Annotated in this window: 9 protein-coding genes; 8 read left to right on the top strand and 1 reads right to left on the bottom strand. The window is 67.8% G+C overall.

Annotation, left to right across the window (positions count from 1 at the left end):
• Nucleotides 1-3: 3 nt before the first annotated feature.
• From ACSFBC_RS22395 to gshB, 8 genes are all read left to right on the top strand, one after another.
• Nucleotides 4-516 carry an LPS-assembly lipoprotein LptE gene (locus tag ACSFBC_RS22395; protein WP_435512543.1) on the top strand — a complete coding sequence of 171 codons (513 nt, stop codon included), beginning with the start codon at nucleotides 4-6 and terminating at the stop codon, nucleotides 514-516.
• Between the two features lie 5 nt (nucleotides 517-521).
• Entirely contained in the window at nucleotides 522-1,595 is a 1,074-nt protein-coding gene (gene holA / locus ACSFBC_RS22390; protein WP_435512542.1) for a DNA polymerase III subunit delta, read from the top strand.
• Nucleotides 1,596-1,642: 47 nt separating this feature from the next.
• Nucleotides 1,643-2,938: a glutamate-5-semialdehyde dehydrogenase gene (locus ACSFBC_RS22385; RefSeq protein ID WP_435512541.1), complete on the top strand. Its 1,296-nt coding sequence runs from the start codon at nucleotides 1,643-1,645 to the stop codon at nucleotides 2,936-2,938.
• Nucleotides 2,939-3,090: 152 nt separating this feature from the next.
• Nucleotides 3,091-4,386 (top strand): glutamate--cysteine ligase, encoded by a 1,296-nt coding sequence (gene gshA / locus ACSFBC_RS22380; RefSeq protein ID WP_435512540.1) that lies wholly within the window; start codon nucleotides 3,091-3,093, stop codon nucleotides 4,384-4,386.
• Between the two features lie 167 nt (nucleotides 4,387-4,553).
• Nucleotides 4,554-6,422, top strand: coding sequence for a potassium transporter Kup (locus tag ACSFBC_RS22375; RefSeq protein WP_435512539.1), 1,869 nt, complete (start codon nucleotides 4,554-4,556; stop codon nucleotides 6,420-6,422).
• Between the two features lie 209 nt (nucleotides 6,423-6,631).
• Nucleotides 6,632-7,630, top strand: coding sequence for a dienelactone hydrolase family protein (locus ACSFBC_RS22370; RefSeq protein ID WP_435512538.1), 999 nt, complete (start codon nucleotides 6,632-6,634; stop codon nucleotides 7,628-7,630).
• A gap of 49 nt (nucleotides 7,631-7,679) precedes the next feature.
• The gene (locus tag ACSFBC_RS22365) at nucleotides 7,680-8,930 is read left to right on the top strand and encodes a benzoate/H(+) symporter BenE family transporter (RefSeq protein WP_435512537.1); all 1,251 of its coding nucleotides are present in this window, start codon (nucleotides 7,680-7,682) and stop codon (nucleotides 8,928-8,930) included.
• Nucleotides 8,927-9,880 (top strand): glutathione synthase, encoded by a 954-nt coding sequence (gene gshB, locus ACSFBC_RS22360; RefSeq protein WP_435512536.1) that lies wholly within the window; start codon nucleotides 8,927-8,929, stop codon nucleotides 9,878-9,880. Before ACSFBC_RS22365 ends, gshB begins: the two co-directional genes overlap by 4 nt.
• Nucleotides 9,881-9,916: 36 nt before the next feature.
• On the opposite strand, the gene ACSFBC_RS22355 is transcribed toward gshB, so the two are convergent.
• Nucleotides 9,917-12,121, bottom strand: coding sequence for a TonB-dependent receptor (locus tag ACSFBC_RS22355; protein ID WP_435512535.1), 2,205 nt, complete (start codon nucleotides 12,119-12,121; stop codon nucleotides 9,917-9,919).
• Nucleotides 12,122-12,178: the final 57 nt, after the last annotated feature.

Below are 12,178 nucleotides of genomic sequence, written 5' to 3'. Positions count from 1 at the left end.
CGCATGAAACAACCTCAGCCTTCACGCCGCCTGTTCCTGGCATCTGCCGCTGCCGTGACCGTGCTGGTCACGCTGGCCGGTTGCGGCTTCGAATTGCGCAAGGCGCCGATCTTCGCGTTCAAGAGCATCGCGGTGCCGGGCAACTCGGCCTTCATCAACTACCTGCGCCGCAACCTCGCGGCCGCCGGCACGGTCGAACTCATCCCGGCGGCGCGTGCGTCCGAGGCCGAAGCGGTGCTCGACATCCTCGGCGAGAACCGCGACCGCGTGGTGCTCGCGACCAACGCGGCCGGCGAAGTGCGCGAACTCGAGTTGCGGCTCACGATCCGTTTCCGCCTGCGCACGCCGGCCGGCAAGGAACTGCTGGTGACCGAAATCTCGCAGAAGCGCGACCTGACCTACAACGAGTCCAGTGCACTCGCCAAGGACGCCGAGGCCGAGCTGCTGTTCCGCGACATGCAGAACGACGTGGCGCAGCAGATGCTGCGCCGCATCGCCGCGGTCAAGGCGCTCTAGCGCGCATGCAGCTCGCGGCCGCCCAACTCCAGGCGCACCTCGCGAAGGGGCTGCGCTCGCTCTACACGATCCACGGCGACGAGCCGCTGCTCGCGCAGGAGGCGGCCGACGCCATCCGTGCGACCGCCCGCACGCAGGGCTACACCGAGCGCAGTTCGTACACCGTGGCCGGCGCGCACTTCGACTGGAGCGCGGTGCTGGCCGCGGGCGGTTCGCTCTCGCTGTTCGCCGACCGGCAGATCGTGGAGATCCGCATTCCGTCGGGCAAGCCGGGCAAGGACGGCAGCGTGGCGCTGCAGCAGATCGCCGAGGCCGCGCAGGGCAACGACAGCACGCTCACGCTGGTGATTCTGCCCAAGCTCGACCGCGCGACGCGCACCGGCGCCTGGTTCTCGGCGCTCGAGAACCACGGCGCGAGCCTGCAGGTCGACCCGGTCGAACGCGCGGCGCTGCCGCAATGGATCGCGCAGCGCCTGGCGCTGCAGGGCCAGCGCGTGAAGGCCGGCGAGGAAGGCCAGCGCACGCTGCAGTTCTTCGCCGACCGCGTCGAAGGCAACCTGCTGGCCGCGCACCAGGAAATCCAGAAGCTCGCGCTGCTGCACCCGGCGGGCGAACTCGGCTGGGAGCAGGTCGAGGGCGCGGTCAACAACGTGGCGCGCTACGACGTGTTCAAGCTGTCGGAGGCCGTGCTGGCCGGCAACCCGGTGCGCGTGGCGCGCATGCTCGACGGCCTGCGTGCCGAGGGCGAGGCCGAGGTGCTGGTGCACTACACGCTGGCCGAGGACATCCGCGCGCTCAAGCGCGTGAAGGACGCGATGGGCGCGGGCCGTCCGCTGCCCATGGCGCTGCGCGAGAACCGCATCTGGGGTGCGCGCGAGCAGGCCTTCGAGCGCGCGCTGCCGCGGCTCGACGACCGCGCGCTGGCGCGGCTGCTCAAGGCCGCGCACACCGTCGACGGCATCGTCAAGGGCCTGCGCCAGCCCGACTGGCCGGCCAGTGGCTGGCAGGCGCTGCAGCGGCTCGCGCTGATGCTGTGCCGCGCCTGCATGGCGCCCGACGCCGCCGCGCGCCGCGCCTGAATGTCCTTGCCGGTCCGCGCGCCGGGACGGAGTGGGAAAATGCGGCGATGAATGCTCTGAACGTCAACGAATACGTCCAAACCCTGGGCCTGCAAGCCAAAACCGCCTCCGCACTGATGGCGCGCGCCGATGCGGCCGTCAAGAACAAGGCGCTCAAGGCGCTGGCCCGCCTGCTGCGCGAAGGCGCGGCCGCGCTGGCACCGGCCAATGCCCGCGATGTCGAGCGCGCTACCGCGGCCGGCCTGTCGGCCCCGATGGTCGACCGGCTCAAGCTCACGCCCAAGGTCATCGAGACCGTGGCCCTGGGTTGCGAGCAGCTGGCCGCCATGCCCGACGTGATCGGCGAAATCATCGGCATGAAGCAGCAGCCCAGCGGCATCCGCGTGGGCCAGATGCGGGTGCCGATCGGCGTCTTCGGCATGATCTACGAGAGCCGGCCCAACGTGACCATCGAGGCCGCGAGCCTGGCGATCAAGAGCGGCAACGCGGCCATCCTGCGCGGCGGCTCGGAGGCCATCGAGTCGAACAAGGCGCTGGCGGCGCTGGTGTCGGCGGCACTGGCCGAGGCCGGCCTGCCGGTCGAGGCGGTGCAGCTGGTGCAGACCACCGACCGCGAGGCCGTGGGCCAGCTGATCGCCATGCCCGAGTTCGTCGACGTGATCATCCCGCGCGGCGGCAAGGGCCTGATCGAGCGCATCAGCCGCGACGCCAAGGTGCCGGTCATCAAGCACCTCGACGGCAACTGCCATGTGTACGTCGACGACAGCGCTTCGCTCGACATGGCGGTCAAGGTGGTCGACAACGCCAAGACCCAGAAATACAGCCCCTGCAACGCGGCCGAGGGGCTGCTGGTGGCGGCCTCGGTGGCCGACCTGTTCCTGCCCGAGATCGGCGCGGTGTTCGCGGCCAAGGGCGTCGAGATGCGCTGCGACCCGGTCGCGGCGCGGATCCTGCGGGCCGACGACGCCTTGCACGGCGGCCACGCGACCATCGTCGATGCGGTCGAGTCCGACTGGTCGGAGGAATACCTCGCGGCCGTGATCAGCATCAAGGTGGTCGAAGGCATCGACGAGGCCATCGCCCACATCAACCGCTATTCGAGCCACCATACCGACGCGATCCTCACGCGCGACCACATCAACGCCCAGCGCTTCCTGCGCGAGGTCGATTCGGCCAGCGTGATGGTGAACGCGAGCACACGCTTCGCCGATGGCTTCGAGTTCGGGCTGGGCGCCGAAATCGGCATCAGCACCGACAAGTTCCATGCGCGCGGGCCGGTCGGCATCGAAGGGTTGACCTCGCTCAAATACGTGGTGCTGGGTCAGGGTGAAGTCAGGAGCTGAGCCGCACCCTCGGCCAGTCCGCATCGCATCGCCCCCTTATTCAGGGGGCTTTTCGTTTCTGGCAGCGTTTTTTTGGCTTGTCATCTGGCCCGGTGGCCCCAAATCCTACAATTCCACTCCACCTTTCCGCTGAACGCACACAAGGCCGCCGCATGGTCCCCCACCTCGTCACCGCCCTGACCGGCCCCATCAACGAACTCGAACAACGCGTTCTCGACTCCACCCCGGCCATCGAGCGCTGGTTCCGGCTGGAATGGATGGAGCACACGCCGCCGTTCTACAGCTCGGTCGACATCCGCAACGCGGGCTTCAAGCTGGCACCGGTCGACACCAACCTGTTTCCCGGCGGCTGGAACAACCTGACGCAGCAGATGCTGCCGCTGGCGGTGCAGGCGGCCCAGGCCGCCATCGAGAAGATCTGTCCGGAAGCACGCAACCTGCTGGTCATTCCGGAAAACCACTCGCGCAACACCTTCTACCTGGCCAACATCGCCCAACTGGTGCGCATCTTCCACATGGCCGGGCTCAACGTGCGCGTGGGCTCGATCGATCCGGCGATCAAGTCGCCCAAGACCATCGAGCTGCCCAATGGCGACACGGTCACGCTCGAGCCCGTGGTGCGCACCAAGCGCCGCCTGGGCATCAAGAACTTCGATCCCTGCACCATCCTGCTGAACAACGACCTGTCGGCCGGCGCCCCGGGCATTTTGGAAGACCTGCACGAGCAGTACCTGCTGCCGCCGGTGCACGCGGGCTGGTCGGTGCGGCGCAAGAGCAACCACTTCCGCAGCTACGAGGAAGTGTCCAAGCGCTTCGGCAAGCTGCTGGGCATCGACCCCTGGCTGATCAACCCGATGTCCAGCCGCGCCGCGGGCGTGAACCTGGGCGAGGGCGTGGGGGTCGACGTGGTCACCAGCCATGTCGACGCGATGCTGACCAAGGTGCGCCGCAAGTACAAGGAATACGGCATCAACGAGAAGCCCTTCGTGATCGTCAAGGCCGACAGCGGCCCGGGCGGCACGAGCGTGATGACGGTGCGCGACGCCAAGGAAGTGCTGGGCCTGAGCCAGCAGGCCCACAGCCGGACCAGCCCGGGGCGCGCCGGCCAGGAGCTCGAGGACCTGATCATCCAGGAGGGCGTGCTGACCAACGAGCGCGTCCACGAGGGCGTGGCCGAGCCGGTCGTCTACATGATGGACCGCTACGTGGTGGGCGGTTTCTACCGCGTGCACGCCGACCGTGGCAGCGACGAAAGCCTCAAGTCGCCCGGCGCGAGCTTCGTTCCGTTGGCTTTTTCCGACAGTGCGCACCTGCCGCAACCGGGCGCCAAGCCGGGCGCCAGCGCCCCCAATCGCTTCTACATGTATGGCGTGATCGGCCGTCTGGCCATGGTGGCGGCCAGCTACGAACTCGAGGCGACCGACCCGGACGCCGAGGTCTACGAGTAACGACGTCGCTGCCGTGTCTTTGCGGAGACCGGCGGCAACGGCAGAATAGCGGTCCCACAGCAACGGAATTACCAGGTCGGCGTTGAGCGGTGCGCGTCATCACGATGCGCGCCGTCGTCCCAGGAGGGGTGTGATGCTCACACCGCTTCGCCTGTTCCATCGACCTCGTGTCCGCTCCTAAAACGTCCTCCGCCGCGCTCGTGCTCGGTGCCATCGGCATCGTCTACGGCGACATCGGCACCAGCGTCCTCTACGCCATCAAGGAAATCTTCGGGCACGGCCACGTGCCGTTCACGGTCGAGAACGTGTACGGCATGCTCTCGATGATCTTCTGGACGATGACCGTCATCGTCTCCCTCAAGTACGTGGTGCTGGTGCTGCGTGCCGACAACGAAGGCGAGGGCGGCCTGGTCGCGATGCTGGCGCTGGCGTCGCGCGCCGTGGTCGACCGGCCCAAGCTGCGCAACGTGCTGCTGGCCATCGGCATCTTCGGCACGGCGCTGTTCTATGGCGATGGCGTCATCACCCCGGCGATCTCGGTGCTGTCGGCGGTCGAGGGCCTGGAAGTGATCTCGCCGCACTTCAAGGGCTACGTGATCCCGATCACGCTGATCGTGCTGTTCTGCCTGTTCGCCGTGCAGAAGCGCGGCACCGCGGGCATCGGCAAGTTCTTCGGACCGATCACCTTGGCCTGGTTCCTGGTGCTGGCGCTGCTGGGCATCTCGCAGATCGTTACCCACCCCGAGATCCTCGCGGCGGTGAGTCCGCACTACATGGCGCGCTTCGTCTGGGACAACCCCGGCATCAGCTTCATCGTGCTCGGCGCCGTGGTACTGTGCGTGACCGGCGCCGAGGCGCTTTACGCGGACATGGGCCACTTCGGCAAGCGGCCGATCCGCATCGCCTGGTTCTCGGTGGTCATGCCCTGCCTGGTGCTCAACTACTTCGGCCAGGGCGCGCTGCTGCTGGGCGACCCGAGCGCGGTCACCAACCCCTTCTTCCGCATGGCGCCCGAGTGGGCGCTGGTGCCGCTGGTGGTGATGGCCACGGCGGCCACCGTGATCGCCTCGCAGGCCATGCTGACCGGCGCCTTCAGCGTCACGCGCCAGGTGATCCAGCTGGGCTACCTGCCGCGCCTGCACATCGAGCACACCAGCGCGCGTTCGGCCGGCCAGATCTACATCCCCTTCGTCAACTGGGCGCTGTTCGTCACCATCGTGCTGGCCGTCGTGATGTTCCGCAACTCCAGCAACCTGGCCGCGGCCTACGGCATCGCGGTCACGACCGACATGCTGATCACCACGGTGCTGACCTTCTTCGTGATCCGCTTCGCCTGGAAGCTGCCGCTGCTGCTGTGCATCGGCGCCACCGCGATCTTCTTCGTGATCGACTTCGCCTTCTTCGCATCGAACCTGCTCAAGCTGCCGCAGGGCGGGTGGTTCACCGTGATGATCGGCCTGGCCGTCTTCACGCTCATGATCACCTGGAAGGAAGGCCGCCGGCTCATGGGCGAGACCCAGCGCGCCGATGCGATCGATCTGCGCAGCTTCCTCGGTGCGGTCTTCGTGAGCCCCCCCGCGCGGGTCGAGGGCACGGCCGTCTTCCTCACGGCCGAGCCCGGCAGCGTGCCCAACGCGCTGCTGCACAACCTCAAGCACAACAAGGTGCTGCACGAGCAGAACCTGTTCGTCACGGTGCGCAACCATGAGGTGCCCTGGATCCCGATGGACAAGCGCATCGAGATGGAGCCGCTGGGCCACCACTGCTGGCAGGTGATCGTGAACTACGGCTTCAAGAACGACATCGACCTGCCGCGCGCGCTCGAGAACGCGCGCCTGCGCGGCTGCCAGCTCGAGCCCATGACCACCAGCTACTTCCTCTCGCGCGACGTCGTGATCCCCACGCTGGGCAGCGGCATGGCACCCTGGCGCGAGAAGCTGTTCGCGCAGATGCACCACAGCGCGAGCGGGGCGGCGAACTTCCTCAATCTGCCGAACAACGCGGTGGTGGAGTTGGGGTCGAAGATCGAGATCTAGCTCGTCCTGTCGGGCTTGGGCATGGCCCCGCGGTGCATGCGCCAAGGCAAGGTGTGGCTGTCGCGCCGTGGAGGTTCATTGCGTGCAAGTCACATTGCGTCGTGTACAAGCCACCGATCAGAAATTCCTGAGTTTTCGAGCCGCCTTCGCGTCCCGGGCCGTTATCTTTCGGTCATCTGAAACGAAGAGTTCGGCATGGGAGGCAAAAGATGACGGTCGAGAAGACAGTGCTGCCGGAAGCGACGGCAGGCCGGGGTGCAGGTGGCGCGGCCAGTGAACCGCGTGCCGCGCGCGCTTCCAACCGCCCGCAGCGCATCCTGAGAAAGCGCATCGCTGCCGGCTGCGCCATCGTGCTGCAGTTGGCCGCGTTGGCGCCAGCCCAGGCCAAGTGGATCGAGGAGCAGATGGACCTGCCCGTCCAGGTCAGCGACAGCTACGGCAAGACGATCGCGCAGTCCATCAAACTCACGCTCTTTCGGGACGACCGCAACCCCACACCCGCGCCCGTGCTGGTGTTAAACCATGGCCGTTCGGCGGAGGCCTCCGAACGTGCCGCGATGGGCCGCGCGACATACCTCAAGGCTTCGCGCTACTTCGTGGCGCAGGGCTTCATCGTGGCTGTGCCGACCCGCATCGGCTACGGCGACACGGGAGGCGAGGACGTCGAAGACACCGGCAACTGCAGCACCAAGCGCTACGAACCCGGCTATGCCGTCGCCCTCGCGCAGACCGTGGCAGTTCTCGATGCCGTCCGCAGTCGGCCTGATGCGGATCGGGAACGCGCCGTCATCGCGGGTCAATCGTTCGGTGGTACCACGGCCATTGCGGCAGCAGCGCAGCGCCTCCCGGGCGTCGTGGCGGCGATCAACTTCGCAGGCGGTGGCGGCGGCAATCCGAAGACCCGGCCGCAGAGGCCGTGCGCACCGCAGGCAATGGAGCGCCTGTTCGGTTCCTATGGCAAGACAGCTCGGGTGCCCACGCTCTGGATCTATACCCAGAACGACCAGTACCTGGGGGCCGAACACCCGCGCGAATGGTTCAAGGGCTTCAAGGACGGAGGGGGTGTCGGTGAGTTCGAGCAATACCCGCCGCATGGCGAAGACGGTCATTCGTTGTTCACGCGGTTCCCGGAGGTCTGGCAGCCCAGGGTGCGTGCGTTTCTCGACGGGCTGGGCTTCGTGCCACCGCCGGGAAGCGCGGGCAAATGAAGCCGTCACCGAGATCGGCGGGTCGCCAGGCTGACGGCACAATCCCCGCATGCGATTCTTCAAAGACCTGAGCCTGTCGGCCTTCACCGCGGGCTTCGTTGCGGTGCTCGTGGGCTTCACCAGCTCGGTGGCGATCGTGTTCCAGGCCGCGCAGGCCTTCGGTGCGACGCCGGAGATGATCGCCTCGTGGATGTGGGCGCTGGGCCTGGGCATGGGGCTCGCGAGCGCACTGCCTTCCCTGTGGCTGCGCAAGCCGGTGATGATCGCCTGGAGCACACCGGGTGCGGCGGTGCTGGCGACCGCAGGCGCGGGCTTCGGCATGGGTGAGGCCGTCGGCGCCTTCATCGTCTGCGCCGTGTTGATCACGCTGTCGGGCGCCACGGGCCTGTTCGAACGCGTGATGAACAAGATCCCGATGGCGATCGCCTCGGCACTGCTGGCCGGTGTGCTGGCGCGCTTCGGGCTTTCGGCCTTCACCGCGGCACAGACCGCGCTGCCCCTGGTGCTGCTGATGCTCGCGACCTACCTGCTCGGCAAGCGGTTCGTGCCGCGCTACGCGGTGCCGCTGACGCTGCTGGTGGCCATCGTCCATGTGGCGGTGCGCGGGCAGCTGGCCTGGTCGTCGGTGCACTTCAGCCTCGCGATGCCGGTGTTCGTGATGCCTGTCTTCACCTGGCAGGCGGCCGTGAGCCTGGCGCTGCCGCTGTTCGTCGTGACCATGGCTTCGCAGAACCTGCCCGGCGTGGCGGCGATCCGCGCGGCCGGCTACGACATGCCGGTCTCCAAGCTCATCACGATGAGCGGCCTGGTCACGCTGGTGTTCGCGCCCTTCGGCGGCTACGCGCTCAACCTGAGCGCGATCACGGCGGCCATCTGCATGGGCCGCGAGGCGCACGAGGATCCGGCCCGGCGCTACACCGCGGCCGTGAGTTGCGGCGCGATCTATGTGGTGATCGGCCTGTTCGGCGCCGCAGTCACCGGCCTGCTCACCGCCTTCCCCAAGGAACTGGTCGCGGCCATCGCCGGGCTCGCGCTGCTCGGCACCATCGGTGGCGGCCTGGCCGCGGCGGTGCGCGACGAGTCGCACCGCGAGGCCGCGCTGATCACCTTCCTGGTCACGCTCTCGGGCGTGACGATCGCCGGCATCGGCTCGGCTTTCTGGGGCGTGGTGGCCGGTGCGCTCGCGCTGGCCATCCAGCAGCTCGGCAAAAAGGCCGTGGCGAGCAAGGACATCGCGCCTGCCTGCAAGATTCGGCAAGAAAGCAAGGCGGTCGAACCGGCCGCCGGAAAGACACCATGAACCTTCTCTTCGTCGCCGACCCGCTCGATCAATTCAAGATCTACAAGGACACCACCTTCTCGATGATGCGCGAGGCGCAGCGGCGCGGGCATCGCATCGCGGCCTGCCTGCCGAAAGACCTGCAGTGGGTCTCGGGCGGCCAGGTCACGGCCACCGTGCGCCAGATCACGCTGACCGGCGACCCGGTCGACTGGTTCACGGTCGACATCACCGAGACCCGTGCGCTCAAGGACTTCGACGGCGTGCTGATGCGCAAGGACCCGCCCTTCGACGCCGAGTACATCTATGCCACGCACCTGCTCGAGCAGGCCGAGCGCGAAGGCGCGCAGGTGGTGAACAAACCGCGCGCGCTGCGCGACCACCCCGAGAAGCTCGCGATCATGGAGTTTCCGCAGTTCACCACGCCCACGCTGGTCACGCGCAGCGCCGAGTCGGTGAAGGACTTCCACGCCGAGCACGGCGACATCATTCTCAAGCCGCTCGACGGCATGGGCGGCATGGGCATCTTCCGCGTGCGGCAGGATGCGCTCAACCTCGGCTCGATCGTCGAGACGCTCAACAAGGGCGGTGCCGAAACCATCATGGTGCAGCGCTTCGTGCCGCAGATCGTCGAGGGCGACAAGCGCATCCTGATCATCGGCGGCGAGCCCGCGCCCTTCGTGCTGGCGCGCATCCCGCAGGGCACCGAGGTGCGCGGCAACCTCGCGGCCGGCGGCAAGGGCGTGGCCCAGCCGCTGACCGCGCGCAACCGCGAGATCGCCGAGACCGTGGGCCGCGCGCTCGCGCCGCGCGGGCTGCTGCTGATCGGGCTCGACGTGATCGGCGACTCGGTCACCGAGATCAACGTGACCAGCCCGACCTGCTTCCAGGAAATCACCGAGCAGACCGGCTTCGACGTGCCCGCGATGTTCATCGATGCGCTCGAGGCGGAACTGAAAAAGGGACCCTGAGGTCCCTTCCGGTACGGGCGCGGCGGCCTTCGACGGTCAGAAGTCGAAGGAGGCGCTCACGCTGAAGGTGCGCGGGTTGCCCAGCACCAGGTAGCCGTTCTCGGGGTAGCCGCCGACCGAGGACCAGTAGTCGCGGTCGGCCACGTTGTCCACGCGCGCGCGCAGCGTCACCAGCTTGCCGGCCATCTCGGTGATGTAGCGCGCGCCGAGGTCGAGCCGGGCCCAGCCGGGCACGCGCAGCGTGTTGGCGCTGTCGGCGTAGCTGTGGCCGGTGGCGACCACGCGGGCGTCGAAGGACAGGCCGCGCACGCCGGGCACGTCCCAGTCGAGGCCGATGCTGCCCTGGACCTTCGGAATGCCGATCACCGTCCGGCCGTCGGTGGCGGCGACGCCGGTCGACTTCTGCTTGGCGTCGAGCAAGGTCAGGCCGCCCAGCAGGCGCAGGCCCTTGTAGGCCTCGCCGAAGGTGGTGAGCTCGATGCCCTGGTGGCGGTCCTTGCCCGCTTCGACGAAGAACTGCTGGCTGTTGACAAAGGCGCGCGGCTTGTCGGTGGAGAAGAAGGCGATGCCGCCGCCGATCGTGCCGCCGTCGTACTTGACGCCGATCTCCTTCTGCTTGGAGACGTACGGTGAGAGTTGCGCGCCGGCGTTGAGCACCGGGCCGGTGGTCGAAGTGGTCGGTGCGGTGTCGCCCTTGCTCAGGCCTTCGACATAGTTGGCGTACAGCGAGACCTGCGGCTGCAGCTTGTAGACGAAGCTGGCCATCGGGCTGGTGCGGCTCTTGTCGTAGGGTGAGGCCACGCCGGTGAAGTAGGCGTAGTCGGTGCTCGACAGCGTCTGGTGGCGCACGCCCAGCGTGACCAGCGCGCGGTCGTCGAGGAAGGACAGCGTGTCGCCGACCGCCAGGCTGCTCAGCCGCACCTTGGTCAGCAGCGACGGGTTGGCCAGGTCGTTGCCGCGGAAGGCGCCGGCCGAGAAGCCTGGCAGCGCGATGCCCACCGGGTTGTAGATGCTGCTCACCGTGGTGTTGAAGAAGTCCCAGGCATAGGCGTTCTTTTCCTCGAGCTCGTAGAACGAGTACGACGCCACGAGCGCGTGCTTGACCGGGCCGGTGCCGAGCTTCGCGCGCACGCCGAACTCGGCGGTGCGCGTGTCGTCCTGACGTTCGTTGTCGAAGCGGGACATGTTGCCCGCGCCATTCGCGTGGGTGACCGTGATGCCGGCCAGCCGGTTGCCTTCGAAGCTGCGGCGCGCGCCGGCCGCGCCCCAGACCGTCACATCGGAAGTGATGTCGTATTCGCCGCGCACCGAGCCGAAGGTGTCGCGCTCGTTCGAGTAGGTCCAGGGCTGCGCGTAGTTGACGCGGTTGTCGGCGGCCGAGGGCACCGAGGTCAGCCCGGCGCCCAGCGTGACGTTCGGGCGCGGGCGCGTCAGGCGGTGCTCCTGGTGGCCGAAGTCGGCCGAGATGCGCGCGTCGCGGCTGCGCCAGTCGAGGCCCAGCGAGAACAGGTCGAGCTTGACCTTCTCCTCGTCCACGCCCGTGCCGCCTTCGCGATGCAGGGCATTGAGCCGGATGCCGGTGCTCTGGTCGGGGCCGAAGCGGCGCGAGATGTCGGTCGACACATGGCCTTGCTGGCCGCTGCTCACGCCGGTGCTCACCTGCGTCAGCGGGTCGTTGCCCGCGCGCTTGGGCAGCAGGTTGATGTTGCCGCCGATGCCGCCGCCGCTGGGCGTCGCGCCGTTGAGAAAAGCGCTCGCGCCGCGCAGCACCTCGACGCGTTCGAAGAGCTCCGAGGCGATGTACTGGCGCGGCAGCAGCCCGTAGAGGCCGTTGTAGGCGATGTCGTCGGAATTCACGATGAAGCCGCGGATGAAGTACGACTCCTGGAAGTTGCCGAAGCCGCGCGCGACGCGCACCGAAGGGTCGTTCTGCAGCACGTCGGCCACGCTGCGCGCCTGCTGGTTCTGGATCAGTTCGCTGGTGTAGCTGGTGGTCGAGAAGGCCGAGCTCATGATGTCCTGCGTGCCCAGGATGCCCACCCGTCCGCCGCGCGCCACCTGGCCGCCCGCAAAGGGCTTGGCCAGGCCTTCGGCCGAGGCGTCGGCGCTGGCCTCGACCGTCACGGTCGAAAGGGTGCCTGCAGGTTCAGCCGGCGCGGTCTGCGCGAACACGACCCAGGAATGCAGCGCCAATGCGGCGGCGATCGTCACCGGGCGCAGGAGGAAAGGAGTGGAGGACATGGCGTGATGAGGCTGAATTGCAAATGCGAACCATTATTGTTCAATGCCATGGTCGCG

The organism is Variovorax frigidus (assembly GCF_051216515.1).
Classification (GTDB): Bacteria; Pseudomonadota; Gammaproteobacteria; order Burkholderiales; family Burkholderiaceae_C; genus Variovorax.
The sequence above is the reverse complement of the archived record's forward strand: the minus strand, read 5'-3'. Positions and strand labels throughout refer to the sequence as shown.

What these genes read in the sequence shown, in the direction of transcription:
- ACSFBC_RS22395 (WP_435512543.1), top strand. Translation starts at nt 4, where the DNA reads ATGAAACAACCTCAGCCTTCACGCCGCCTGTTCCTGGCATCTGCCGCT.
- holA (WP_435512542.1), top strand. Translation starts at nt 522, where the DNA reads ATGCAGCTCGCGGCCGCCCAACTCCAGGCGCACCTCGCGAAGGGGCTG.
- ACSFBC_RS22385 (WP_435512541.1), top strand. Translation starts at nt 1,643, where the DNA reads ATGAATGCTCTGAACGTCAACGAATACGTCCAAACCCTGGGCCTGCAA.
- gshA (WP_435512540.1), top strand. Translation starts at nt 3,091, where the DNA reads ATGGTCCCCCACCTCGTCACCGCCCTGACCGGCCCCATCAACGAACTC.
- ACSFBC_RS22370 (WP_435512538.1), top strand. Translation starts at nt 6,632, where the DNA reads ATGACGGTCGAGAAGACAGTGCTGCCGGAAGCGACGGCAGGCCGGGGT.
- ACSFBC_RS22365 (WP_435512537.1), top strand. Translation starts at nt 7,680, where the DNA reads ATGCGATTCTTCAAAGACCTGAGCCTGTCGGCCTTCACCGCGGGCTTC.
- gshB (WP_435512536.1), top strand. Translation starts at nt 8,927, where the DNA reads ATGAACCTTCTCTTCGTCGCCGACCCGCTCGATCAATTCAAGATCTAC.
- ACSFBC_RS22355 (WP_435512535.1), bottom strand. Translation starts at nt 12,121, where the DNA reads ATGTCCTCCACTCCTTTCCTCCTGCGCCCGGTGACGATCGCCGCCGCA.